This is a genomic window from Amycolatopsis sp. NPDC114484, assembly GCF_055633755.1.
The window spans coordinates 232,049-257,996 of record NZ_JBVKDQ010000012.1 but is presented as its reverse complement, the minus strand read 5'-3'; the positions used below and the strand labels follow the sequence as shown (position 1 = coordinate 257,996).

Below are 25,948 nucleotides of genomic sequence, written 5' to 3'. Positions count from 1 at the left end.
GACAGAACCCGTCCGGACCGGGCATGCTGTGCGCGGGCTTTTCGAGGGAAAGGGACTCCCGTGACGGAACCGGCCACCGCCGAGGCGATCGACCGCCTGAGCGACGACTGGAAGCTGGACGAGGCCGAGGAGCTGGGCCGCCGGGCGGTGCGGGACTTCCCGGACGACCCGGCGCGGTGGATCGCGCTGGGGAAGGTGCAGCTGATCCAGTACCGCCGGGAAGACGCGCTGGAGTCCTTCGCGCACGCGGTGAACTGCCCGGAGTCCCCGGCGCTGGCAGCGGCGTGGCTGGTGGCGGCGTTGAGCCAGCTCCGCCGGTTCGAAGAAGCGCACGAAGCTGCCGAAGCGGGGCTGATCCGGTTTCCGGGCGACTCGGAGATCCTGCACGCCCGGGCGCGGGTGTACTGCGATCAGGAGGACTGGGAAGGCGCGCTGCCGTTCTTCGACCAGGCGTTGGCGGCAGATCCCGGGCGCATCGACACGAAGCGCTGGCGGGTGATGGCGCTGGCTTCGCTGAACCGTTGCGAGGAAGCGGAGGCGGCTGGCCTGCGGGCGATCGAGCAGCATCCGGGAGAGCCGGATCCGCTGACGACGATGGGCCGGATAGCAGACCAGCGGGACCGCGACGAGGAGGCGCTGGCCTGGTACGAACGCGCGCTGGCGGTCGATCCGCGGAACGAGTGGGCGTTGCGGTGCAGGGTGAGCACCCTCTGGTACCTGGACCGGGCGGAGGAAGCGGAGGACGCGGCCAAAGCGGCGATGGAACTGCATCCCCGCGAGCCGCGGCTCCTGGTCGAGATGGGCTGGGTGGCCGACTACCGGGACCGCGACGACGAGGCGCTGACCTGGTTCGAGCGGGCGCTGGAGATCGCGCCCCGGCTCGGTATGGCGCTTCGGTGGCGGGTGCGGAAACTTCGGCTGCTGGAGCGGTTCGGCGAAGCCGGGACGGCGCTGCGGGAGGCGCTCGAAATCCGGCCGGACGACCCTGGCCTTCTGCTGGAGGGCGGCGAGCTGGCCGAGGACGAGTCCCGCCTCGACGAGGCGCTGGACTGGGTCGGCCGCGTCCTGGCGGTCGAACCGCGGGACAAGCTCGCCTTGCTGTCGAAGGTGAACTTGCTGCGGAAACAGCGGAAGTTCGCCGAGGCGGAGGTCGCCGCGCAGGAGGCGGTCGAGCGGTATCCGGCCGACGTGGACTGCTTGCTGAAGGCGAGCGACGTGGCCGAGGACCGGTTCCGCTTCGAGGACGCGTTGAACTGGGCCGAGCGTGCGTTCGCCGTCGATCCGCAGGACTTGAACGCGCTGTACAGCCGGGTGTTCGCGCTTCGCGGGCTGCGGCGGTTCGAAGCTGCCGAGGAGGTCGCTCGGGAGGCGGTCGGACAGCATCCGGACGACCCCGCGCGCTGGGTGCTCGCCGGATGGGTCGCCGGGGATCTGCTCCGGCACGAGGAGGCGCTCGAGCGCTACGACCGGGCACTGGAGCTGGAGCCCGCGCATTTGCCCGCGTTGCGGTCGAAAATCGACACGCTGCGCGACTTGCGCCGTTATGCCGACGCCGAAGCGGCGGCGGAGGACGCGGCCGCGCGCCGTCCGGAGAACGCGGGCCTGCTGGTGCAGCGGGGCTGGGTCCACGGCGACCAGCACGAATACGAAAAGGCACTGGACTGGTTCCGGCGGGCCGCCGACCTCGAACCCGGGTTTTCCTGGGCCTGGCGGTCGCAGATGTCGGCGCTGATTTCGCTGCGCCGGCACGACCAGGCCGAGGCGGTCTTCGAGGAAGCGGTCCGGCAGTGCCCGGACGAACCGGAACTGCTGATGCAACGGGCCTGGCTGGCGACCGACCAGTTCCGCTTCGACGAGGCGTTTTCGTGGTGCGAACGGGTGCTGGAGCTCGATCCGGCGCACGCTCGGGCGTTGGGGGAGCGCGTGGCTTCGCTGCGTCAGCTGCGGCGGTTCGAGGAGGCCGAAGCAGCGGCGGAGGAGGCGATCGAGCGGCGTCCGGACGAGCTGGACCTGCTGGTGCAGCTCGGCTGGGTGCGGTATGACCAGTCCCGGTTCGAGGAGGCCCTGGAGGCGTTCCGCCGGGCGCTGGACGTCCAACCGGCGCATTCCTGGGCGGTGGTGGCGCAGGCGGTGGTGTGTTTCCGCCTGCGCCGGTACGACGAAGCGAAAGCCGGGGTGCGGGTCGTCCTCGACCGGCAGCCGGACAACGTGGCCGCGTTGATGCAGATGGCGGCGCTCTGCCGGGGTTACGACAACGCCGAGGAAGCCATCCAGTGGTATGACCGGGTGCTGGCGGTCGACCCGAGGCACGCCGGCGCGCTGGAATGGCGGGTGACCGCGTTGCGCCGGCTGAAGCGGTTCGGCGAAGCTCGTGCCGCGGTGAACGAAGCGATCGCGCTGGCCCCGCACGAACCCGAATTGCTGGTGGAACGGGCTCTCCTGCTGGACGACGAGGGGCATTTCGAGGAGGCGCTGGAAAGCGTCCGGCAAGCCCTCGACCTGGACCCGCTTCACGCGCTGGCGCTGGAATGGCGGGTGACCGCGCTGGGGCGTCTCCGCCGGTTCGAGGAGGCCGAAGAAGCGGCGAAGGAAGCGATCGGGCGGCGTCCGGACGAGCCGGATCTGCTGGTGGAGCTGGCCCTGCTGTACGACGAGCAGCTGAAGTACGAGGAGAGCCTCGCCTGGTTCGACCGGGCCCTGCGGATCGATCCGCTGCTCGTGGAAGCGATCACCGGGCGGTCCGCCGCGCTGCGCTCGCTGCGCCGGTTCGACGAGGCTGAGCGCGGCGTCGCCGAGGCGCTGGAACGGATGCCGTGGAGCCGATCCCTGCGCGAGGAACTCGTCTGGATCTACCACGACAGCCGTCGGCTGGACGAAGCCGACCAGCAGCTCGCTTTGCTGCGGGCCGATGCCCGGAATTCCAGCGAGGAAGCCGAAACCGCGGCGCAATCGGGGTGGATCCGGTTCGCCGCGGGGGATTATCAGGCCGCTGAGGAAAGGTTCCGCACGGCGTGCGAGAAGGAGCCGGACAGCGCTGATCGCCAGTTCGGTCTCGCCTGGTGTCTGGTCCGGCAGGCCACGCCGCAGCATCGCGACGAAGCCGAGAAGCTCTGTTTTTCCGTGCTGGAGAAGGAAAAACGGTATCACGCCGCGCACACCTGCCTCGGGGTGCTGAATTACCAGCGGCGGCAGTTCGCTCAGGCAGAGCAGCACTTCCGCCGCGCCGTCGAACTCGACCCGAACCACGCCAGCTACGTCGATCTCGGCGCGCTCTACTCTCAGCTCGGCCGGTTCGACGAGGCGGAAACCCATCTCAACGCGGCGCTGGAACGCGATTGGTACGACGCCCAGGCGCACGTCGAACTCGGATTTGTCCATCTGCAGCGGGGAATCGACGATCCGGCGGGCAAACCCAGCGCCAGTGTCGCGCGGCATTTCCGGCAGGCGCGGCAGATCGATCCGGCGAACGGAAGCGCGAGTCTCGGGCTCGCGGTCGCGCTCATGCGGTCAGCGGGGGATTTCGTCGAGGGCGAAGACGTCCTGCAGCAAGCGTTGCGCCGCAACGACTGTGACCTGCCGCGGTGGCAATTGCTGGTGGCAGTGGCCAAATTGCTCATCGAGCGCGGCGACGCCACCCAGGGCAGGCAGTTCCACGCCGACGCGCTCGCTCGCGCGCAGGAGGCGATTTCCCTTGCCTCGAACGAAGCCGAGCCGTATTTCGTCGCGGCCGTCGCGCGGTACAAGCTGGCTGAGTCCGCCGGGGATTTCCCGGCGAAGCCGATGCAGCGGCGCAAGGCGATCCGCGATCTGCGCCGGTGCGTGAAACTCGATCCGGGGAACGTCGAGGCGCAGCGCAGCCTGCAGATCATGGAGGAAAGCCTGCGGATCACCCGGAGCAGCACGGCGGGCAGCGTCGTCGTGGTGGCCGTCGGGATCGCCGCGCTGATCGCGTTGTGGGTCGCGTTCTTCTTGTCCGACAAGATCACCGGCGTCATGCTGACGACGCTCACGCCGGTGCTCGTCGGGCTCATGGTCGTGGGGCTCGTGCTGCCGTTCTTGATCCGGTTGAAGCTTCCCGGCGGGGTCGAGGCGGATCTCAGCGCGAGCATCCGGCAGATCTCGTCCGGCCCCACCGGGGAGGAGACGTTCGGTCCGGGCCGGTTCAGCGTCACCGCGGCCGCGGCGAGCCCGGGACCGCAGGGGCAGCTGGCCCGGCTGTGACGGTCAGCCTTGCGTGATCGGCCAGAGGTCGTCGTTGAGGAGGCGTTTCACGATCTTTCCGGTGGCGTTGCGCGGAAGTTCCGGGACGAAGTAGACGTCGCGCGGCACGGCGAACCGGGCGAGTTTCTGGTGGATGTAGTGCCGGACGTCCTCGGCGTGCATGCGCGCGCCGTGACGGAGCACGACGTAAGCGGCGAGGCGCTGGCCGAACTCGTCGTCCGGAACGCCGACCACGGCCGCGTCGGAAACGCCCGGCAGCGCGGCCAATGCTTCCTCGACCGGGCGCGGGAACACGTTCTCGCCGCCGGACACGATCATCTCGTCGGCCCGGCCGGTGACGAACAGCCTGCCGGACGCGTCCTGGTAGCCGACGTCGCCGGTGGCCATCAGGTCGTGGGCGCGCGCGACGCTGGAACCGTTGGTGTAGCCGTCGAAAAGCATGTCGTTGCCGACGAAGATCTGGCCCTCGTCGCCGGGCGGGACCGGGCGGCGGTCCTCGTCCAGGACCGCGACCTGGGTGCCGGGCGGGCAGCGGCCGGCGGTCGTCGGCGCGGCGCGCAGGTCCGCCGGGTCGGCGATGCTCGCCCAGGAAACCTCGGTGGAGCCGTAGAAGTTGTAGAGGACGTCGCCGAAGGTGTCCATGAACGACGTCACGAACGCGCCCGGCATCGCCGACCCGCTGCTCGCCACGATCCGCAGCGACGACAGGTCGTACCGGTTGCGCACGCGTTCGGGCAGGTCGAGGATCCGCTGCAGCATGATCGGCACCGCGAACAGCGCGTCGCAGCGGTGCTCGGCGATCGTGCGCAGCGTGTGCTCCGCGTCGAACCGGCGGATCAGCGACAGTTCCGCCCGCAGCGCCATGCCGAGCTGCATCGCGGCCAGCCCCCAGCTGTGGAACAGCGGGGCGGCCACGGCGATCTTGTCCCTCGCCCGCAACGGGATTCGCGACAAAACGGTCGCCGACGTGCTCACGCCCTTCGGCGTCGGGCGGCGCGCGCCCTTCGGGGCCCCGGTGGTGCCCGAGGTCAGCACGACGATCCGGCCCTCGCGTTCGCTCGGCTTCGGCCGCGTCGTGGGGGCGTCCTGGAGCAGCTCGTCCAGCGTGCGGTAGCCCTGCTCGGCGTCGTCCCACGTGCTCACGCGCGGGAATTCGCCGGGCACTGACGCGATGATCGGCGCGAACTCGTCGTCGGCCAGTACCGCGGCGGGCGGGTGCTGGGTGAGCACTTCTTCGACAGCGGCGGGGGAGAGGCCGGTGTTGAGCAAAACGACGTCGACGCCGAGCTTGCTGCATCCGACGAACGCCTCGACCATCGCCGCGTGGTTCCGGCACATCAGCGCGACCCGCGAACCAGCCTCCACGTCGAGCGCGGCCAGTGCGTTGGCCAGCTGGTTGCTGCGTTCGTCGATCTCGCCGAAGGTGCGCGTGTTGCGCTCGTCATGCACCGCGATGTCGTCCGCACCGCGCGCGGTCGCGGCGAGATACCCGCCGGCCAGCGTCGCGCCCCAGCGCGCGAACGAACTGAGCTGCTTGACCATTTTGTCCGGCCGTCCCGCGGCCAGCACGCCCGCGCGGACCAGCGTGTTCGCCGTGCGCAGGGCGGTCGCCGGCTCGTGCTCCGGCGGGTCGCCGGGCAGCCCGGACAGCTGCTGCCCGATCCGCTTCGACAGCTGCTTGAGCAGGCCTTTCACCGTGCCGCGGGCGAGCAGGCCGGAGTGTTCCGGCGGCAGCGACGGGAGCATCATCCGCAGCACGATTTCGGTGCCGCCGCGCGGGACCGGGCGCAGTTCGATCGACACCCAGGTCCGCTCGTCCGGCAGCCCGCACCAGACGACGTGCTCGCCCGGCCGGTACACCGCCGCGTGGATGGTGCCCTCGACCACGGTTTCCCGGTCCGGGGCCAGCCGGAGCAGGCAGTGCGGGCCGCGGCCGCGTTCAGCGGGCACAGTGACCTCGCACCAGCTGATCGCCGGGACGAACCTCGGGTACAGCTCGGGCGTGCCGACGATCTGCCATACCTGTTCGGGCGAGTGCCCGACCACCGCACTCGCCTCGACTACATCGTCTCGCATCGCGATCCGCCTCGCCGCCGCACGCGTGTGGGCTCCCCGGTCCTTCCCGGACGCGTGTTCAGGTTGCGGGGACGCTACCAGGCACGAGAGGCCTGGGGTACTCCGAAAGACCGGAAATCCAACCAGGTGGGAATTTTCTTGCGGGGTTTTCCCCGCCGGTGACGGACGCGACCCGGCGGGTTCCGGCGTCCCGGACATAATGGGCCGGGTGGAGCAATTGGTCGAGGAATACGGACCCAGCTGGGACCCGGGCCCGTACGAACGGGGCACCGACGGACCGCGCGTGATCCTGGTCGGCGCGGACACTTCGCCGACCGGGCTGCGGGCGACGGCGTACGGCGGCGGCCTCGCCCGGAGGCAGCGCGCGCGGCTGGTCGTGGTGTACGTGGCCGCGCCGACGGTGTGGACCGGCCTGGCCGCGTCCGCGGTGGTCGACGTGCAGCAGCAGACCTTCGAGGAGGAGATCGAGCAGCTGCGCGCGGAACTGCGCGACCGGGCGGCCGACCTGCAGGTGCCGGTCACGTTCGTGGTCCGCCGCGGCGAGACGTTCCCCGAACTGCGCCAGGCCGCGCAGGAGGCGAACGCGGACATGGTCGTGGTCGGCGCGTCCGAGCAGGGCGGGCACCGGCTCGTCGGCTCGGTCGGCAACCGGCTCGTGCGCGCGGCGACCTGGCCGGTCGTCGTCGTTCCGTGAGCGATCTCGCGGACTTCGAGGACACCGTCGCCCGGCTGCGCGCCGCCGGATGCGTTTTCGCCGAGGAGGAGGCCCGGCTGCTGCTGGGCCAATCGGGCGACCTGGCCGGGATGGTCGAGCGCAGGGTCGCCGGGGAACCGCTGGAGTACATCCTCGGCTGGGCGGAGTTCGCCGGCCGCCGGTTCGTCGTCGCGCCCGGCGTCTTCGTGCCCCGGCACCGCACCGAGTTCCTCGTCCGGCTGGCGGTCGGGTTCGCGCACGATCAAGCAGTGGTGCTCGATCTGTGCTGTGGTTCCGGTGCGCTGGGCGCAACGGTCGCGGCCGAGGTGCCCGGGATCGAACTGCACGCGGCGGACGTCGAGCCCGCCGCGGTCGGCTGCGCTCGGCGGAACGTGCCTGGTGAGGTCTACGAAGGCGACCTCTACGCCCCGCTTCCGTCCAGTTTGCGCGGCCGGGTGGACGTGCTGATCGCGAACGTCCCGTACGTCCCGACCGGCGACGTCGCGCTCATGCCGCCCGAGGCGCGCGACCACGAACCCCGCGTCGCGCTCGACGGGGGAGCAGACGGTCTCGACGTGCTTCGTCGCGTCGTCGCGGAAGCTCCGGCGTGGCTCGCGCCCGGCGGGCACGTGTTTTTCGAGGCCAGCGAACGCCAAACGGAAGCCGCGACCGCTGAACTGCGCCGGGCAGGGCTGGCCGCGTCCGTCGAAGAGGACGACGAACTCGGCGCGACCGTCGTGGTAGGACGGCGCGAACACTGAGCGGCGAACCGGATTCGCCCGCTTCCCGTACTGCGTGCGCCCGGTGGGGACGTCTAGGGTCGACGCATGAAGGTCGGCCTGCTCACCCGGGAGTATCCGCCGGACGTGTACGGGGGAGCGGGGGTGCACGTCGAGTTCCTCGCGCGGGAACTGCGGTCGCTGGTCGACCTTGACGTGCACTGCTGGGGCCCCGACCGCCCGGACGGCGCGCACGGGCACCGCGACGCGCACGGTTACGCCCAGCCCGCGTTCGCCACGATGGACATCGCGGTCTCGATGGCCGACGCGCTCGCCGGCCACGATCTCGCGCACAGTCATACCTGGTACGCGAACCTCGGCGGCCATCTGGCGAAGCTCGCGCACGGCATTCCGCACGTGATCACCGCGCATTCGCTCGAACCGCTGCGGCCGTGGAAGGCCGAGCAGCTCGGCGGCGGCTATCGCGTGTCGTCGTGGATCGAGCGCGACGCCTACGAGGCGGCGGACGCGATCATCGCGGTCAGCTCCGGCATGCGGCGCGACGTGCTCGCCGCGTATCCGAACGTCGATCCGGCGCGGGTGCACGTGGTGCGCAACGGCATCGACACCGAGCTGTACCAACCTGATCCGGGCACCGACGTGCTCGAGAAGCACGGCATCGATCCGAACCGGCCGTACGCGCTGTTCGTCGGACGCATCACGCGGCAGAAGGGCGTGCCGCATCTCGTGCGCGCCGGGGCCGCTTTGGACGAAGACGTGCAGCTGATCCTGTGCGCGGGCGGTGCGGACACGCCGGAGCTGGACGCCGAGTTCCGCGGGCTGGTCGCGGACCTGCAGGAAAAACGGTCCGGCGTGCACTGGATCCCGGAAATGCTGCCGCGCGCCGAAGTCGTCCAGCTGCTGACGCACGCGCTGGTGTTCGTGTGCCCGTCGGTGTACGAGCCGCTCGGCATCGTGAACCTGGAGGCGATGGCGTGCGGCACCGCGGTGGTGGCCAGCGACGTCGGCGGCATCCCGGAGGTGGTCGCCGACGGCGAGACCGGCGTGCTGGTGCATTACGACGAGACCGAGCCCGGCGCTTTCGAGGCCGGGCTCGCGCGCGGGATCAACGACCTCGCCGCCGATCGCGCCCGCGCCACCCGGCTGGGCCTCGCCGGACGGGACCGCGCGGTGGGAGAGTTCGGCTGGGCAGCGATCGCCGCCGCGACGGTCGGGGTTTACGAGGCGTGCGGGAGGGTTTCGTGATCGACGGATCCGATGTGCTGGGGATCGTCCTCGCCGGGGGCGAGGGCAAACGGCTGATGCCGCTGACCACCGACCGCGCGAAACCCGCGGTCCCGTTCGGCGGCGTGCACCGGCTGATCGACTTCGTGCTGTCCAATCTGGTGCACGGCGGGATCCGCCGGATCTGCGTGCTGACGCAGTACAAATCGCATTCGCTGGACCGGCACATCTCGACGACGTGGCGATTGTCGTCGCTGACCGGCGAGTACGTCACGCCGGTGCCCGCGCAGCAGCGGCTCGGCCCGCGCTGGTTCCAGGGCAGCGCGGACGCCATCCACCAGAGCCTGAACCTCGTGCACGACGAATCGCCCGCGTACATCGCGGTGTTCGGCGCGGACAACATCTACCGGATGGACCCGCGGCAGATGATCGACGCGCACATCGCCTCCGGCGCGGGCGTGACGGTCGCCGGGATCCGCGTGCCGCGCGCGGAGGCCCGTTCGTTCGGCGTGATCAGCACCGAGGACGGGACGAAGATCGACGCGTTCCTGGAGAAACCCGAGGACCCGCCCGGCCTTCCGGATTCGCCGGACGAATCGTATGTGTCGATGGGCAATTACGTCTTCACGACGCAGGTGATGCTCGACGCGCTGCACGCGGACGCCAAGAACCCGGCGTCCAAACACGACATGGGCCGCGACATCATCCCGGCGCTGGTGGAGAAATCCGAAGCGGCGGTCTACGACTTCAACGGCAACGTGGTGCCCGGCGAAACCGGCCGGGACCACGGCTACTGGCGCGACGTCGGAACGATCGACAGCTATTACGACGCGCACACGGATCTGATCTCGACGCAGCCGATTTTCAACCTGTACAACCGGAAATGGCCGATCCTGGCGCACCCCGGCCAGCGCGCGGCGGCGAAGTTCGTGGAAGGCGGCACGGCGACCCAGTCGATCGTCAGCAACGGCTGCATCATCTCCGGGGCGCAGGTGGTGGATTCCGTGCTGTCGCCGGACGTTTTCGTGGAGAACGGCGCGGTAGTCCAGGGTTCGGTGCTGCTGGACGGCGCGCGAGTCGGCCGGGGCGCGGTGGTGCGCCGCGCGATCCTGGACAAGAACGTCGTCGTCCCGCCGGGCGCGCACATCGGGGTGGACCTGACGCGGGACCGCGGCCATTACCACGTAAGCGATTTCGGGATTGTCGTGCTGGGCAAGGGAGAAACCGCGATCTAGGGCCGGTGTCCCGGCGAAGCGGCGGTACGGTCGCCGGAACTGTCCGTCGGACGCTTTAACTCTCGGTGGCCATCGCCGGTTGCGTGGCCGCCCACGACGCCAGCAGCGCCAGGCCGTCAGCGGTCGGTGTGCCCGCGGGGGCGGTGTAGACGTTGAGGTGCAGGCCGGGCTCGGCGGCCAGTTCCAAGGGTTCGACGTCCAGGTCGAGCTGGCCCACGATCGGATGGCGCAGCCGCTTGCGGGCGGATCGGTGCAGCCGCACGTTCTGAGACGCCCAGCGCTGCCGAAACAGCTCACTGCACGTGGACAGTTCGCCGACCAGGGCGATCAGCTCCTCGTCGTGCGGATCGCGGCCCGCTTCCATGCGGAGCTTCGCGGCCACGCCATCGGCGATTTGGTCGTAGTCGACAAAGAACTCCCGGGCCGCCTCGGGCTTGAGATAGACGAACCGCGCTGTGTTCGCGGGCCGTCGCGGGTCGGCCAGCACCGGTGAATACAGCGCGCGAGCGAGGTGATTCATGGCGAGCACGTCGAAACGTCCGTTGAAGAGCCAGGCCGGCGCGTCGGAGATCGCGTCGAGCACCTGCTGCAGCGTCGAGCGCACCGTCCCGGCGGGCTTGCGCCGGCGTGGGCCGCTGGGGGTGCCGGATTGGCGCGCGAGGTGGAACAGGTGCTCGCGCTCCGCCTCGTCGAGTTGCAGGGCGGTGGCCAACGCCTCGAGCACGCCGTCGGAAGCGCCGGCGAGGCTGCCGCGCTCCATGCGCACGTAGTAGTCGACCGATACCCCGGCCAGCAGCGCTACTTCCTCGCGGCGCAGACCTTTGACCCGGCGGTTGCCGCCGTAAGCGGGCAGGCCTGCCTGCTCGGGTGCGATGCGGGCGCGACGCGAGCTGAGAAACTCCCGGATCTCGGTGCGCAGATCCATCGTGGTCATCTCTGCATCGTAAGCCCGTCCCGCAGTCCGAGGGAGGCACTGCTGGTACCCCGAAGACTGGAGAGAGGGGCCCTCGCAGTACCTGCATCAAGAGGATCTCCCGGCCGCCGGTGAGGCCTGCTTAATCTGTGGGCAGTTCCCGGCTGAACGCGGGGAAAGCGTTGGCCTGGATGATGTTTACCGAAGGAGCATTTGCAGTGCAGAAGCGCAAGCTTGGACAGCAACTCGAAGTTTCCGCCCTAGGACTCGGCTGTATGGGCATGAGTTTCTTCTACGGTGAGCCCCCGGGCCGCGCCGAGATGACGAAACTGCTGCGGGCGGCAGTGGACCGCGGCGTGACTTTCTTCGACACCGCGGAAGTCTATGGCCCTTTCACCAATGAAGAACTGGTCGGTCAGGCGCTGGCGCCGGTGCGCGACCAGGTGGTGATCGCCACCAAGTTCGGTATCCGGCACGGCGAACACGGACCGAGCCCGATGTCGGGGCTCGACAGCCGCCCGGAGCAGATCCGCCGAGTAACCGAGGCGTCGCTCACGCGTCTTCAAACCGACAGCATCGACCTTCTCTACCAACACCGCGTCGATCCCGAGGTGCCCATTGAAGACGTGGCCGGCACGGTAAAAGAGCTGATTTCCGAGGGCAAGGTCAAGCACTTCGGTTTGTCGGAGGCGGGTGCGGCGACAATTAGCCGCGCCCACGCCGTGCAGCCGGTAACGGCGCTGCAAAGCGAATACTCGCTGTGGACGCGAGAGCACGAAGCCGAGATTATTCCGACCTTGGAGAAGCTGGGCATCGGCCTGGTGGCCTACAGTCCACTCGGGAAAGGCTTTCTGACCGGCAAGATCGATGATCGCACGGCTCTGGCCGACAACGACCTTCGCCGCTCCTTGCCGCGCTTCACGCCCGAAGCACGACAAGCCAATCAGGCACTGATCGAGTTGCTCCAGCAGATCGCCGACGACAAAAAAGCCACTCCGGCCCAGATCGCTCTCGCTTGGGTGCTGGCGCAAAAGCCGTGGTTCGTGCCGATCCCCGGTACCACCAAGCTGCACCGCCTCGAAGAAAACCTGGGCGCGCTGGACGTCGAGCTGACGCCCGGTGACCTGCAGCACATCGAGGAGGCCGCGGCGCAGATCCCCATCCGCGGCGAGCGCGTTCCCGAGCAGTTGAAGTCGCTGTTCGGCCGCTAAACCTGCGGTAGCCGCGCGGTTGCGGTTGAGCGGCGTCGAAGGCTCTCGGTGCCCCGTTGTCCCGATCGCCAGGCACATTCGGTCAGTGAACGAGAACGCGGCCGAATCCGTCCTGCTGCGCCCGTCCCGCGACGCTAAAGTCACGCGTCCGGCAGGCACTTCGAAAAGGATTCCAGCACCGTGAACCAGGAGACCTCGTTCAACCCGGCACTCGGCTTCGGTTCCGGCGGGCTGGTCGTCACGGTCCTCACCGTCGTCGCGCTGTGGCTGGTGTTCGCCAAGGCCGGACGCCCCGGCTGGGCGGCGGTCATCCCGATCTACAACGTCTACGTCTGGCTGAAGATCGCCGGCCGCTCCGGGTGGTGGCTGCTCCTGCTGCTCGTCCCGCTGGTCAACCTCGTGGTCGTGATCGTCGTGTCGCTCGACCTCGCCAGGGCGTTCGGCAAGAGCGGCGTCTTCGGGTTCTTCGGGCTGTTCCTGTTCTCGATCATCGGTTACCTGATCCTGGGCTTCGGCCGGGCGCGGTACACCGCACCCGGCCCCCGGTGACGAGCCCGCTTCAACTCAACGCGGCGACGGTGCGCGCGATGACGTCGGAAGGGCTCGGCTGCCCGGCGATCTCCGCGCGCACCTCGGCCGCGGCCGCGGAGAACGAATCCTCTTCGAGCAGCTGCCGCACCAGTTTCCGCATCGTCTCGACGTCCACAGTGGACGGATCGTGGCTGAGCCCGACGCCCCGCTCGACCACCCGCTCGGCCGACATCGGATTGTCCGCGAAGCTCGGCAGCACCACTTGCGGCACCCCGTAGAACAACGGCGCGGCAGTGGTTCCGGACCCGCCGTGGTGAACAATCGCCGAACACCCGGGCAAGAACGCCGACAGCGGCAAGTACCCGACCGACCGGACGTTCTCCGGAAGCTCGCCCAGTTCGCTCAAGTCAGCACTGCCCGCCGCGAGCACGACCTCGACGTCCATCCCGCCGAGCGCGTCGAGCACCACCTTCAGGCTGCTGACCCCGGTCATCGCCGGCACGACAGTGCCCAGCGTGACAGCCACCCGAGGCCGCCGCGGCTTCCGCAGCACCCACTCCGGCAGCACCGAGCCGCCGTTGTAGGGCACGAACTGCATCGGCCACCAAGGCACGCCGTCGCGTTCGTCGGCGTGCTCCTCGTCCGCGCGCAGGCCGCCCATGCTCGGCGCGCGCGGGTCGATCCGGGCGATGACGTTCGGCGGCGCGTCCCCGAGGCCGAGCTTCTCGCGCATCAGCGTGCTGAGCCCGCCGTCGAGGAAGTCGTCGTGTTCGGTGCGCCAGGAGAGGTCCCGGGCCGACCACGAGATCCGGTTGCCGACCTCGAGCGCGGGCACGCCGAGCGCGACCGCGGCGAGCGGGCCGGCGCCGTGGTCGGACGGGTAGACGACCAGGTCCGCGCCGAACGCCCGGCCCGCCTCGATCGTGCCCTCGGTCATCGCTGCGGTGAAGAGCCCGAACGGACCCTGGTGCCGCCGCGCGATGCGGTACTCCTCGGGTTCGTCCGGATCCGGCGCGGTCCCGTCCTTGACCGCGGCCAGCAGATCGGTCCAGATGTCGCGGCCGGGGAAGACGTCGGCGACCGGCAGCCCGGCGCGCGCGGACACCTCGGCGATCTCGGCGGTGGTGGCCAGCAGCACGTCGTGCCCGGCGGCGCGGGCGGCCCAGACGACCGGGATCAGCGGCAGCGTGAGCCCGTACCCGGGCGCGGACGCGAACAGGATCTGCACCTCTCCGAGACTGCCAGAACCGTGACGCTCCCCGCATCCTGGTTTCTGTTTCGCCGCAGTGGTAACGCGCGGGGCCGTCGCGGCGACACATCCGCAGATCATCTCTCCCGGAAAGGCCCGGTCCCCCATGCGAAAAGCCCGTGTCGCGGCATTGCTGACCCTGGTCAGCCTCGGCATCGCGATGTCCCCCGCCGTCGCCGCCGACGCCGGTCAGACCAGCACCTGGTGCACCAAGAAAGAGCAGGTGGCGATCCTCGGCACGTCGGCCGACACCGGCTACGGCACCACGGGCTACCAGTCCGCCACGGACACCTACGCGCCGACGACCTACGGCTGGACCACGAAAATCGCCAACGACCTCCACGCGCAGTGGAACACCACGACGAAGAACTACGCGCACAACGGCGCGATGGCCACCGACTACCTCCCCGGCGGCCGCTGGCCGGACACGACCGGCGCGCTCGCCGACCTCACGCAACGCCAGCCCGACCTGGTCCTCGTCGACCTCGGCGGCAACGAACTGATCTCGCAGACCGACCCGGCGGTGTTCAAGGCGAACCTCGGCAAGGTCATCGACAACATCCGCGCCGCGCGGCCCGGGGTGGACATCCTGCTGTCGATCTACGCCGAGCTGAAGTGGACGCCCAACCCGTGGGGCGGCCAGACGCAGAAGTACTTCTGGCCGCAGTACGCGACGGCGATCTACCAGACGGCGGTCGCGAAGGGCACGGCGCTGGTGGACCTGCGGCAGTACATCCCGCCCGCCGGGTCGGCGAACCTGCCCAACCCGAGCCCGTGGCTGGCGGACAACGTGCACCTGAACGACGCGGGGAACCTCGCCGAGTACGGGATGTGGTGGGGCTGGACGTCGAGCCTGGGGAGCATTTGCTGAAAGGCCGGTGCGGGGAACCCTGAGCGAGTCCGCTCGGGGTTCCCCGCACCGGCCCGTGGCCTCGCGCGCGCCGGAACCATCGGCCTAGGATCGCCTGTCATGGCAGAGGTCGCCGACTACGCGTCTCCCGGACCGTTCACCAGCCTTGACGGCGTGGCTTCGCTCGCTCTCGAGCCGGTCGCCGCTGATCCCGTGGGCATCTGCGCGCCGGTCCACGACCTGATCGTCCAACCTGCCGACGCGCAACCACTGAATCTTCCCGCCGATCGCTTCGAGGAGAACCAGATCCGGCCGGCGAGTTCGTTGGTCCGTCGGTTGCTCGCACTGGACCCGGCGCCGGTGACCACTGCCCGCGAACCGGACAAGCGGGTGGTCGGGACCTGCCGGCACTTCGCCGTGCTGAGCTGCGCGCTTCTGCGTTATCGCGGAATCGCCGCGCGCGTCCGATGCGGCTTCGCCACCTACTTCCAGCCCGGGCAGGGAGTCGACCACTGGATCACCGAGTACTGGGACGACGGCGGTTCGCGCTGGATTCGCATCGACTCGGAGATCCTCGGGCAGCCGGTCCTTCCCCATCCGCAGGACCTGCGCCCCGGCGAATTCCTCACCGGCGGCGAGGCGTGGAGCGCCTACCGGCGCGGCGAGATCGACGCTTCCCGGTTCGGCGTCTACGGAACCGAGAACTGGGGCCCGGCGGAGATCCAGGGCAACGCTGTGCGGGACCTCGCCGCGTTGAACAAGATCGAAACCCTTCCGTGGGACGAGTGGGGCCGCATGACCGACGCTTACGCCGGGAAGACCGGCGCGGACTATCACACCTTGCTCGACGAACTCGCCGACGTGTGCGCCAGCGACGATCCCGCAGCCGTGCGCGCGCTCTACGCGCACGAGGATCTGCGTGTGCCGGAGAGTCTGATTTCCCTTGGTGTGCAACAGTGTTCCTGACTGACGCGTCTGCTGACTAGTTCGGGTCCGATCGCCGCACGCACCTCCGGTACGACTTCGTGGAGCCATTGCCGCCGGGACTCTTCCCGCTCAGCTGTTCGGGAAGAACGCGAATCCGTCCGCGCCATGCCCTTCGCTCGCCTCGGCCGGTTCGTCGGTCCAGGCTCGCGCTGACCGGCGAGCAGCCCATTCCGTGCTCGGTGGTGCCGCCGACGAACGGGGCTCGTGCCGAAGACGTTGCAGAGGGTGGAAATCGCGGCCTGCCCGGCGGCGGCCCGGTCGATGAGCGGACGCCGAGCCGGACGCGCCCGCCGGACAGCTCGGACAGTGCCCTGACCGTCCGGCCCAGCGCGGGCACCGGGCCGGATCGCCTTCCCCGGCAGCGGTGCCGTTGAACCCGGAATCGAGCCGGACCCCGAAGACGGTGAGGATCCCCTCCCGTCCCGACTTTGCCGGAACTCCCGCGCCGGTGCCGCGAGGTCGCGGTGGCGGAACGCGCCGACGGGTCACTGTTGCTGCTGCTCACGGCGTTTCCGCAGGTCAATGTAGGTGGCGTAACCTCGGCGTAATCAAAATCCAGGTAGCGTCGCCGAAGTGGTGACTACGCAGCGGCGGGCGGAACGGGCCCGGCAGATGGCCGACGGCTTGCGGCAGCGGATCGTCGCGGGCGAGGTCGGCGAACTGCTTCCGGGCGAGCGGGAGCTGGGCGAGTGGTTCGGCGCGTCGCGGAACGTCGTGCGGGAAGCGCTCGGCTTGCTGCGGGACGAAGGGCTCGTCGAGCGCCGGCAGGGCGTCGGGACGTTGGTCGTGCGCCCGAAGTACGGCCACGGCCTCGACCGGTTGACCGGGCTGGCGGAGGAGCTCGAAGGGCACGGCGAGGTCGTGAACGAGGTCCGCACCGCCGAGACGGTCGCCGCGCCGCCCGCGGTGGCGGAACGCCTCGGCCTGGCGGCGGGGGAGGAGGTCGTGCACCTGGAGCGGGTCCGGCGGCTCGGCGGGGTGCCGTTGTCGCTCGACTCGACCTATCTGGTGGCGGATCTGGGGATTCCGTTGCTGGGGAAGGATTTGGCGCATCGAGACCTCTTCGCGTTGCTGGAAGAGGCGAACGGCATCCGGCTGGGGCGGGCGGAGGTGGAGGTGCACGCGGTGTCCGCTGGGCCGGATACGGCGGCACTGCTGGAGATCGCTCCGGGAACGGCGGTTTTCGCGTTGGATCGGCTGACCCGGTTGCCGGATGGGCGGCCGGTGGATGCGGAATGGCTGCATATCCGCGCGGATCGGCTGACGCTGCGGGCGACTTTGCGGCGAGGCGCGGGGTGATTCGGCTGGCGAGTCACTTGGTACCGCTGCCTGCGGCGGGGAGCGGCTTGGGGACAAGGAAATCTGCGCCGGAGTGCCGAGAGAACCGGTTCCCGGGGCGCACTGAAGTTTGGGGTGATTCGATTGGCTGGCCACGGCTTCTTGCCCGTTCTTCTGGCGGGTGACACCGGCCATGGCGAAATTCTGCCGCGAGCGAACGACTTCCGGAGGTTTCCGAGATGATCCCCGCACTTATCGTCACCGGGTTGCTGGCCGGGATCGGCATCACCGCGGTCGGGCCGGGCGGGGTGCTCGCGACAGTCGGGCTGTTCGTCTTCACCTCGCTCACCCCGGCGCAGGTCGCGGGAACAGCGATCGTCACGCACGTCGCCACCGGACTCCTCGGCAGCGCCGCGTTCGTCCATTCCGGACAGTTGCGCGAGCCGGAAACCCGGAAAATCGCGGGAGTTCTCGCCGCGGCCGCGGTGGCGGGAACACCGCTCGGCGTACTGCTGAACTCCTGGGTGTCCACCAAGGCGTTCGGGATCGTGCTCGGCGGGTTCGCGCTGGTGGTGGCGGTGTTCGTCGGCCTGAAAGGGCGGGAGCGGACAGTCGGGCTGCCGGTCGCGGGCGCGATCGGGGCCGGGGTCGCGGTCGTGGCGGGACTGGTCGGGGTCGGTGGTCCGATGCTCGCGGTGCCGTTGCTGGTCGTCGCCGGGATGCCGGTGCTGGGGGCGCTCGCGGCGGCGCAGGTGCAGTCCGTGGTGATCGCCAGCGTCGGCACGCTCGGCTACGTCCTGCACGGAGCGGTCGACTGGCGGCTGGCGGCGATTGTCGGGATCCCGGAGCTGGCGGGCGTGCTGATCGGCTGGCGGATCGCGCACGCGTTGCCGACCAAGACGCTCAAGGCCGCGCTTATCGCGGTGCTGGTCGGGATCGCGCCGTATCTCGCGTTGCGCGGCTGAGGCCGGGTGGCTCCGGAAGGAACCACCCGGCTCGAGCGGGAACTACCGGTCGAACGGGAGTTGCATGACCGCTCCGGGGACTGGCTTCCCGGCTCGGACGGTAGCCAGTTCCTCTGTGGACAGAGCGCGGCGGTAGAGGCGTGTGTCGTCCAGTGCGCCGGTCAGGTGCTGCGCGCCGTCCAGGCGTTCGCCCAGCCACAGCTGGAACGAGACGGTCTGGGTGACCGGACCGGGGGAGTCCGGGCCGGACGCGGCCACCGCGCCGTCGACCAGGATGCGGAGCTGGCCGCCCGAACGCTGGAGCGCCACGTGGTGCCATTTCTGATCATCGTAGGCCGCTTGCGTGGTCACCGACTTGCTTCCGGCCGCGGTGGTCATCATCGCGATCAGGCGGTGTGCCGCGGGTTCAGCGCGAAGCCAGAGTTGCGGCGCGGTCGAGCCCATGCCGCCCAACCACAGGAGAGGTTGCGGGTCCTTTGAAGCACCGTAGTTAACCCAGGTGGAGAAGGTGAAATCGCCGGAGCCGACCAATTGCGCCGGCGAGTACGGGACGCGGACGAAGGCGTTCTTCAGCTGCACAGCCTTGCCGAATTTGCCGGGGACAATACTGGCGTCGCCGAGCACGCGCGCGGGCTGTCCACTTGAGACGTCTGGAGTGGACACTCCGGGCGAGCGCTTCCAGCCGAGGTAGTTCTCGTCGAAGCGGGCGAAGCGGATCTCGTCGCGCGCGTCCACCGCGCCGCCCTCGTACATCAGGCCGATCTTCGCGTTCTTGTCTTGCGGGCCGCTCAGCTGGACCAGATCGGAATAGCCCGACCAGTCCGTCGTGATCCGGGCGCCCTGGTCGGCGTTCTCCCACGTGCGACCGTCGTCATAGGACGAACGGATGGTCATCCAGCGCCGCCGGTCGGTGTCGGCGGGGGAGGCGAACAGGATCCGCTTTCCGCCCGGGCGGTCCAGGCGCAGCAGCGAACCCTGCACCCTCGGGGTCACGAGGTCGGGAATCGTGGTGAAGCGCTGGGAGAACGTCTCGCCGCCGTCGCGGCTCAATGCGTAGTCGCGGTTGCCGATGTCGGTGCCGCTCTGTTCGCGGCCGCCGGCATAGATGGTGCCGTCCGGCAGTTCCACGACGCTGACTTCCGACGGCTTTTGGGTAAAGGTGCCGCCCACCGGATGCAGGTAGTTGTCGACAGCGCCGACGTGCCAGGTGGAGCCGCCGTCGTCGCTGTAGATGAGTCCGGCGTAGTTTTCGACGGAATTGGTGCCGTCACTGCGTTCGGCGTTCACCCCGAAGACGAGCCGTCCCGCGTGCCGGCCGTGCTGGAGCTGGATGCCGTGCACCGGACCCGAGGCGTACCAGGAATCCCACGCGGGCAGCTTCGCTTGCGCGCTGATGTCGACCGGCGTGGACCAGGTGCGGCCGTCGTCAGTGCTGTACTGCGAGTGCGGCGTGCGCGGGCACGGTACGTCGCAGCCCTTGTCGTCGGTCCGGCCCTTGTTGTACGTGGTGATCAGGACGATCCGGCCGGTCTTGGTGTCCACAATGGGCACTGGGTTGCCGTGGGTGTCCCCGCCGCCGCGGTTCACCACCTGCAGCGGCGACCAGGTGGTGCCGCCGTCGGTCGACCGCTTCAGCACCAGGTCGATGTCGCCGGTGTCACCGCAGTTGTTCTTGCGCCCCTCGGCGAAGGCCAGCAGGGTGCCGTTCGTGCTGCGGACGATCGCCGGGATGCGGAAGCACGCGTATCCGGTTTCCTGGTGCGGGTTGAAGAGCGCCTTCTGCTCGAACTGCGGCGCGGCCTGCGCCGTTGTGGCGGGTGCGAGGAAAGCCAGCAGCACGAACGCCAGCACCACGCGAAGGACGGTTCTCATCTGGGCTCCGTTCCGAACTGTCCGGAAAGGACTGACACGCCGTGCGCGGCCAGTTCCACTTCGGACGATGGCTGAGCGGGATCGGTGAGCAAATCCGCACCGGGCGAAGGCAGGGAAACGGTGACGGCTTCGGCGTTGTGGTTGAGCAGGAACAGATAGTCGTCCGCGCCGTGCCGCACGATCGCCTGGACGCCGTCGGGCAATCCGGGCAGCACCGGCGAAACTCCGGCGCCGGCGGTGATCCGGTCGAAGAGCGTGCGCATGACGTCCGCGTCCGGCCGGGTGCCGAGGTACCACGCGACGCCCGAGCCGAACTCGTGCCGCGTGACCGCGGGGCGACCGGCCAGCGGACCTTCGGCGAAGGTGGCGACGACGTCCGCGCCCTCGGCTTCGATCCATTCGGACCAGATCGTCGCGCCCACGGAGACGCCGTCGAGGTCGAGTGTCGTGGAACCGCCTTCGGGCAGCGGCCAGAATTCGTCGACGCGCAGGCCGAGAATGTCGCGCAGCGGAGCGGGATAGCCGCCGGTGTACACCCGGTCGTTCTCGTCGGCGATGCCGGAGAAGAACGACACCGCCAGATGGCCGCCGCTCTCCACATAGGAACGAAGGTTGGCCACCGCCGCGCTGTCCATCAGGTACAGATTGGGCACCACGACCAGCCGATACCCGGACAGATCACGCGACGGGTGCACGACATCGCAGGTAACGTTCGCGTCGAACAGCGGCGCGTAGTGCGCGAGGTGCGCGTCGAGCTGGCTCAGGTCGTCCGATGGATGCGAGTTCAGCTCCAGCGCCCACCAGCTGTTCCAGTCGTGCAGGATCGCGACGTCGGCCTTCACCCGGCTGTCCGCGAGCTGCGGCAGCGACGCCAATTCCTGCCCCAGGTCGCGCACCTCGCGGAAGGTGCGGGTGTCGGGACCGCCGTGCGGCACCATCGCGGAGTGGAACTTCTCGGCCCCGCCCGGGGTTTGCCGCCACTGGAAGAACAGCACCGCGTCGGCGCCGCGCGCGACGGCCTGCCAGCTGCCCAGCCGCATCGTTCCCGGCGGCTTCGGGCTGTTGCGGGTACGCCAGTTCACCGCGCTCGGCGCCTGCTCCAGCAACAGCCACGGCTGTCCGTCCTTAATGGACCGGACCAGGTCATAGGCGAAAGCCGCTTCCAGGTGCCCGCGCGGATCGTACGGGTCGGGGTAGGAGTCGAGGCTCACGATGTCCTCGTGCGGCACCCATTTGTTCCAGTCGAGCGACTTCTGGACCAGGCCGACGAAGTTCGTGGTCACCGGAACATCGGGCGTGACGCGGGCGAGCACCTCGCGCTCGTTGAGGTAGCAGCCGAGCGACGCGTCGGAGGAGAACCGGTGGTAGTCCAGCTGGTGCGCCGGGTTCGGGAAGGTCGGCGCGACGCGCGGCGGCTGCACCTCGTCGAAGGCGGAGTACCGCTGCGACCAGAAAGTCGTGCTCCAAGCTTCGTTCAACGCCTCGATGCTGCCATAGCGTTCGGTGAGCCAGCACCGGAAGTCCTCCGCGGACGTATCGCAATAGCACGCCCGGATGTGACAGCCGAACTCATTGCCGATATGCCACATTTCCAGCGCCGGATGCCCGGCGTACCGGGTGGCGACCTGCTCCACCAGCCGTGCGGCGTGCTCGCGGAACACCGGGCTGGACGGGCAGAACTGTTGCCGCGCACCGGCGGACAGCCGGGTGCCGTCCGCGCGCACCGGCAGGATTTCCGGATATTGATGCGAAAGCCAGGGCGGCGGAGAGGCTGTCATGGTGGCGAGACAGGCCCGGACTCCGCCGGCGGCGAGGTTGTCCAGCACCGTGTCGAACCAGCCGAAATCGAATTCTCCGGGCCGCGGTTCGACCTGTGCCCAGGAGAAAATCCCGACAGTCACCATCGAAACCGACGCCTCGGCCATCAGTTTCAGATCTTCCGCCCACACCTCGGGCGACCAATGCTCGGGGTTGTAATCCCCGCCGTAGTACAGCCGATCCATCAGAGGAGACCCGCTTCCGCCAGCTTTCCCTTGATCTGCAGCAGTTCGTCGTCGTTGAGGGGGAGTTGCGGCGGCGCCATCACCGCGTTGTCGATAAATCCGCGCATCTTCATCGACGCCTTGAACGCGCCGAGCGCGGCCGAACCGCGGCCCATCCGGTTCGGCGGCGCGACGTCGGTAATGCTGAACAGCGTCAGCAGTCGTTCCTGTTCGCGCCGCGCGGCCTGCGGGTTGCCGCCGCGGAAGTGGTCGTAGATCAGCACATAGCCGACCGGGTCGACGTTTCCGAGTCCCGGCACCGCGCCGTCCGCGCCCTGCGCGAGGGCGGCGTCCACGAGCAGTTCGGAGCCGGTGAACACGGCGAACTGCTCCAGGCCGCGTTCCCGCCGCTGTTGCAGCACCAGGCGGAACCCGGCCTCGTCGCCGCTGGAATCCTTGAGCCCGGCCAGAACGCCGTCCGCGGCCAGGTTCAGCACCATGTCGCGGTCGAGCTTGGTGTGCACGGCCATCGGGATGTCGTAGGCGAAAATCGGCAGCGCCGTCCGCTCGTGCAACAGCCGGAAATGCCGGTCGATCTCCGCGACGTGCGTGCGGGTGTAGTACGGCGCGGTCACCACGATCGCGTCCGCACCGGCCGCTTCGGCGGTCTTCACGTGCTCCGCGACGCGCAAGGTCGTCATGTCGATACAGCCGGCGAGCACCGGGACCCGGCCGGCGACCTGGTCGACCGCGGTTTCGACGGTGATCCGCCGCTGGTCGTCGGGCAGGAAGGCGACCTCGCTGGACGAACCGAGCACGAAGATCCCGTGCACGCCGGCGTCGAGCTGGAATTCGATGTGCCGTCGCAGCGACTCGGTGTCCACTGTGAAGTCGTCGTGGAACGGGGTGCACAGCGGCGGGATGATGCCGGCGAACTTGGGCGCAGTCATGAGGCGGTCACTCCGGTCGGGATCTCGGGATGGATGCAGCGGTAGGTGTGCTCGTCCGGCCCGGACTGCGGTGGCAAGACCAGGGAGCACTCGTCGGTGGCTTTCGGGCAGCGCGTGTGGAACGGGCAGCCGGGCGGCGGCGCGGTCGCAGACGGCACCGGTCCACTGAGGACAATCGGTTCCACCGGGTGCAGCAGGCTCGGCGTCGCCGAGAACAGCGCCCGGGTGTACGGGTGATGCGCGTGGTGCGGCAGCTCGGCGGCCGGGGCCCGTTCGACGATCCGGCCGAGATACATCGTCACGATGCGGTCGCTCATCCGGCGCACGGTCTGGATGTCGTGCGACACGAACACCATCGCGAGTTCGAGCTGTTCGCGCAGTTCCAGCAACAGGTTCAGGATCTGCGCGCGCACCGAGACGTCCAAAGCGGACGTTGGCTCGTCGGCCACCAGCAACGCCGGCCGCAGAGCGAGCGCACGGGCGATCGCCACGCGCTGCCGTTGTCCGCCGGACAGTTGCGACGGCAGCGCGTCGGCCACGCTGGACGGCAGCCCGACGAGGTTCATCAGCTCCCGGACTCGCTCGGCGCGTTCGCCAGCCGTGCCGACCTGATGCACGTCCAGCGGGTCGCGGAGGATCTTCGCGACGGGCAACCGCCGGTTCAGCGCGGTCGACGGATCCTGGAAGATCATGCCGACGGTGCGGCCCAGTTCGGCCGGACGCAGCGCAGACAGTGGCTTCCCGTCGTAGCGCACGGTGCCTGAGGTCGGCTTCTGAAGCCCGACCAGCACCTTGGCCAATGTGGACTTTCCGCAGCCGGATTCTCCCACTACGCCAACGGTTTCGCCCTTCGCGATCGCCAGGGTGGCATCGGTGAGCGCGTAGACCCGGTCGTGCCCGAAGAGACCGGACCCGCGGATTTTGTGCACCACGTGCACACCGTCGACTTCGACGAGGCTCATGCCTGCGCTCCTTCCGCCATCGCCACGACCGGGTTCTCAGCGGGGTAGTGGCAAGCCACGAGATGCCCTTCACCCGCCGGTTCAGGTGCGATCTCGAAGCAGTGCCCGCGAGCAGCCGGACACCGGCTCGCGAACCGGCAACCAGGCGGGAAGTCCGCCGGTGCGGGCACGACGCCCTTGATCTGAGTGAGCTTCGCTTCGTTCTCTTCCAGCGACAGCACCGCGCTGAGCAGACCGCGGGTGTAGTGGTGCTGCGGCGCGCCGACGACGGCCGCGGTCGCACCGGTCTCGGCGACCTGCCCGCCGTACATCACCACCACCCGGTCGGCGATGTCGGATACCAGTGCGAGGTCGTGAGACACCAGCACCAGCGCGAAGCCCAGTTCCTCCTGCAGCCGCAGCAAAAGCGCCATGATCTGCGCCTGCACGGTCACGTCGAGCGCCGTCGTCGGCTCGTCCGCCACGATCAGCTTCGGGCCGCGGGACAGCGCCATCGCGATCAGCACGCGCTGCCGTTGCCCGCCGGACAGCTCGTGCGGGTACGCCCGCAGCGTCCGGCCCGGATCGAGGTTGACCAGTTCCAGCAGCTCCTCCGGCGTGCGGGTGCCGCCGCGCCGGGTGAACTGCTTGAGCTGCGCGCGGATCGTCATCGCCGGGTTCAGCGAGCTGAGCGCGTCCTGGTACACCATCGCCAGGTCGTGCCCGAGATGCCGGCGGCGGACGCCCGGCTTCATGGTGAGCAAGTCGTTGCCCGCGAACCGGATCTCGCCGCTGAGCCGCGCGGCGTCCGGCTGCAGTCCCATGATCGACAGCGCGGTGAGCGACTTCCCGCAGCCCGATTCGCCGATCAGCCCCAGCACCTCGCCGGAACGGACCGAAAAGGACACTCCGTCGACCACGTTCACGCCGTTGTGCCGATCCGGGAAGGAGATCGCGAGATTCTCCACCGCCAGCACGGTTTCCCGCCCGGACAGGTCCCTTGCCTTCGCCGCCAGCCGTTGTCCGGCTTCGCGCAGACCGCGCAACGGCAGCACCGGAGCGGTGGCCTCCGGGGCCAGTTCGATCTGCTGCGCCGCTTCGGCCGCCTTCGCGGTACGAGCCGACGGCGCGGCCCAGGCGTCGGAAATCCCCTCGGAGAGAATGTTCAACGCCAGCACGGTGGCCAGGATCAGCAGGCCGGGGAACAATGTCGCCCACCAGCCGCCGGTGAGCACGAGGTCCTTGCCGTCCGACAGCACCGAACCCCACGACGGATCGGGCGGCTGGATCCCCGCGCCGATGAACGACAGCGACGCCTCGAACACGATCGCGTCCGCCACCGTCACCGTGCAGTACACGAGGATCGGCGCGGCGCAGTTGACCGCGACGTGCCGGGCGAGGATGAACAGCCGTTTCGCGCCGATCACCCGCTCGGCCGCGACGTAGTCCTCGCCGTACTGCGCGAGCACGTTCGCCCGCACCACCCGCGCCACCGGAGCCATGTTGAGGAAGCCGATGGCGAGGATCAGCACGAGGATGCCGCGGCCGAACACCGCCACCAGCACCGCGGCGAGCGCGATGCCGGGGAAGGCCATCAGCACGTCGAGAACCCGCATGACCAGGCCGTCCACCCGGCGGCCGGACGTCGCCGCGAACGCCCCGACGAGGATGCCCGCGACCAGCGCGAGCAGCGTCGCGCCGAGCCCGATCGCGAGCGACCAGCGGGTGCCCGCGACCAGCCGGGAGAAGATGTCGCGGCCGGACTGGTCGGTGCCGAACCAGTGCGCCGCGCTGGGCCCGCCGGTGTCGGTGCTGAGCAGGTCCGGGTTGTGCGTGGCGACGACGGTGCCGAGGACCGCGACGAGCCCGAGCACGACGAGCACGGCCAGCGCGATCCAGGAGGACAGGCGAAGCCGCCGGAACCGGACGCCGGGCCGCGACAGCCGGGCGGTCAGGTTCGGGCGGAGGACGGGGCGCATCACGAGCGGCTCCGCGGACGGGGGTTGGCGGCGGGGCAGGGGGTGTCGGC

Annotated in this window: 19 protein-coding genes; 11 read left to right on the top strand and 8 right to left on the bottom strand. The window is 69.5% G+C overall.

Annotation, left to right across the window (positions count from 1 at the left end; genetic code table 11):
* Positions 1-60: 60 nt before the first annotated feature.
* Positions 61-4,221 carry a tetratricopeptide repeat protein gene (locus ACZ7SW_RS28135; protein WP_470233362.1) on the top strand — a complete coding sequence of 1,387 codons (4,161 nt, stop codon included), beginning with the start codon at positions 61-63 and terminating at the stop codon, positions 4,219-4,221.
* Positions 4,222-4,224: 3 nt separating this feature from the next.
* Here ACZ7SW_RS28135 and ACZ7SW_RS28130 read toward each other — a convergent pair whose 3' ends face one another.
* The gene (locus ACZ7SW_RS28130; RefSeq protein WP_470233361.1) at positions 4,225-6,297 is read right to left on the bottom strand and encodes an AMP-binding protein; all 2,073 of its coding nucleotides are present in this window, start codon (positions 6,295-6,297) and stop codon (positions 4,225-4,227) included.
* Between the two features lie 208 nt (positions 6,298-6,505).
* Between ACZ7SW_RS28130 and ACZ7SW_RS28125 the strand changes: the two genes are divergently transcribed.
* The 4 genes from ACZ7SW_RS28125 to glgC all read left to right on the top strand — a co-directional run bounded on the left by ACZ7SW_RS28125 (position 6,506) and on the right by glgC (position 10,190).
* Positions 6,506-6,991, top strand: coding sequence for a universal stress protein (locus ACZ7SW_RS28125; RefSeq protein WP_208637471.1), 486 nt, complete (start codon positions 6,506-6,508; stop codon positions 6,989-6,991).
* On the top strand, positions 6,988-7,752 hold the full coding sequence (locus ACZ7SW_RS28120) for a putative protein N(5)-glutamine methyltransferase (RefSeq protein WP_470233360.1): 765 nt from the start codon (positions 6,988-6,990) through the stop codon (positions 7,750-7,752). Before ACZ7SW_RS28125 ends, ACZ7SW_RS28120 begins: the two co-directional genes overlap by 4 nt.
* 66 nt (positions 7,753-7,818) lie before the next feature.
* Complete coding sequence (gene glgA, locus ACZ7SW_RS28115) at positions 7,819-8,976, top strand: glycogen synthase (RefSeq protein ID WP_470233359.1); 1,158 nt, start codon at positions 7,819-7,821, stop codon at positions 8,974-8,976.
* Complete coding sequence (gene glgC, locus ACZ7SW_RS28110) at positions 8,973-10,190, top strand: glucose-1-phosphate adenylyltransferase (RefSeq protein ID WP_470233358.1); 1,218 nt, start codon at positions 8,973-8,975, stop codon at positions 10,188-10,190. Before glgA ends, glgC begins: the two co-directional genes overlap by 4 nt.
* A 55-nt stretch (positions 10,191-10,245) precedes the next feature.
* Here glgC and ACZ7SW_RS28105 read toward each other — a convergent pair whose 3' ends face one another.
* Positions 10,246-11,124, bottom strand: coding sequence for a helix-turn-helix transcriptional regulator (locus ACZ7SW_RS28105; protein WP_470233357.1), 879 nt, complete (start codon positions 11,122-11,124; stop codon positions 10,246-10,248).
* A gap of 197 nt (positions 11,125-11,321) precedes the next feature.
* Here ACZ7SW_RS28105 and ACZ7SW_RS28100 point away from each other — a divergent pair, with 197 nt between their 5' ends.
* Both ACZ7SW_RS28100 and ACZ7SW_RS28095 read left to right on the top strand, forming a co-directional pair.
* Positions 11,322-12,314, top strand: coding sequence for an aldo/keto reductase (locus tag ACZ7SW_RS28100; protein WP_470233356.1), 993 nt, complete (start codon positions 11,322-11,324; stop codon positions 12,312-12,314).
* A 180-nt stretch (positions 12,315-12,494) separates the two neighbouring features.
* On the top strand, positions 12,495-12,863 hold the full coding sequence (locus ACZ7SW_RS28095; protein WP_470233355.1) for a DUF5684 domain-containing protein: 369 nt from the start codon (positions 12,495-12,497) through the stop codon (positions 12,861-12,863).
* A gap of 10 nt (positions 12,864-12,873) precedes the next feature.
* On the opposite strand, the gene ACZ7SW_RS28090 is transcribed toward ACZ7SW_RS28095, so the two are convergent.
* Positions 12,874-14,073 (bottom strand): glycosyltransferase, encoded by a 1,200-nt coding sequence (locus ACZ7SW_RS28090; protein WP_470233354.1) that lies wholly within the window; start codon positions 14,071-14,073, stop codon positions 12,874-12,876.
* Positions 14,074-14,200: 127 nt separating this feature from the next.
* Here ACZ7SW_RS28090 and ACZ7SW_RS28085 point away from each other — a divergent pair, with 127 nt between their 5' ends.
* The 4 genes from ACZ7SW_RS28085 (at position 14,201) to ACZ7SW_RS28070 (ending at position 18,174) form a co-directional block, all read left to right on the top strand.
* A complete protein-coding gene (locus ACZ7SW_RS28085; protein WP_470233353.1) occupies positions 14,201-14,965 on the top strand; it encodes an SGNH/GDSL hydrolase family protein in 765 nt (254 codons plus the stop codon).
* A 99-nt stretch (positions 14,966-15,064) separates the two neighbouring features.
* A complete protein-coding gene (locus tag ACZ7SW_RS28080; RefSeq protein WP_470233352.1) occupies positions 15,065-15,910 on the top strand; it encodes a transglutaminase domain-containing protein in 846 nt (281 codons plus the stop codon).
* A 594-nt stretch (positions 15,911-16,504) separates the two neighbouring features.
* Positions 16,505-17,230, top strand: a complete 726-nt coding sequence (locus ACZ7SW_RS28075; RefSeq protein ID WP_470233351.1) for a GntR family transcriptional regulator — start codon at positions 16,505-16,507, stop codon at positions 17,228-17,230.
* 218 nt (positions 17,231-17,448) lie between these two features.
* Positions 17,449-18,174 (top strand): sulfite exporter TauE/SafE family protein, encoded by a 726-nt coding sequence (locus ACZ7SW_RS28070; protein WP_470233350.1) that lies wholly within the window; start codon positions 17,449-17,451, stop codon positions 18,172-18,174.
* A gap of 42 nt (positions 18,175-18,216) precedes the next feature.
* Here the strand turns inward: ACZ7SW_RS28070 and ACZ7SW_RS28065 are convergent, their stop codons facing one another.
* From ACZ7SW_RS28065 to ACZ7SW_RS28045, 5 genes are read right to left on the bottom strand one after another with little or no spacing between them, the layout of a single operon-like run.
* The gene (locus ACZ7SW_RS28065; protein ID WP_470233349.1) at positions 18,217-20,046 is read right to left on the bottom strand and encodes an exo-alpha-sialidase; all 1,830 of its coding nucleotides are present in this window, start codon (positions 20,044-20,046) and stop codon (positions 18,217-18,219) included.
* On the bottom strand, positions 20,043-22,049 hold the full coding sequence (locus tag ACZ7SW_RS28060) for a beta-galactosidase (protein WP_470233348.1): 2,007 nt from the start codon (positions 22,047-22,049) through the stop codon (positions 20,043-20,045). Before ACZ7SW_RS28060 ends, ACZ7SW_RS28065 begins: the two co-directional genes overlap by 4 nt.
* A complete protein-coding gene (locus tag ACZ7SW_RS28055) occupies positions 22,049-22,978 on the bottom strand; it encodes a dihydrodipicolinate synthase family protein (protein ID WP_470233347.1) in 930 nt (309 codons plus the stop codon). The genes ACZ7SW_RS28060 and ACZ7SW_RS28055 overlap by 1 nt, the downstream gene beginning before the upstream one ends.
* Complete coding sequence (locus ACZ7SW_RS28050) at positions 22,975-23,940, bottom strand: oligopeptide/dipeptide ABC transporter ATP-binding protein (RefSeq protein ID WP_470233346.1); 966 nt, start codon at positions 23,938-23,940, stop codon at positions 22,975-22,977. Before ACZ7SW_RS28050 ends, ACZ7SW_RS28055 begins: the two co-directional genes overlap by 4 nt.
* Complete coding sequence (locus ACZ7SW_RS28045; RefSeq protein ID WP_470233394.1) at positions 23,937-25,898, bottom strand: dipeptide/oligopeptide/nickel ABC transporter permease/ATP-binding protein; 1,962 nt, start codon at positions 25,896-25,898, stop codon at positions 23,937-23,939. The genes ACZ7SW_RS28050 and ACZ7SW_RS28045 overlap by 4 nt, the downstream gene beginning before the upstream one ends.
* Positions 25,899-25,948 lie beyond the last annotated feature (50 nt).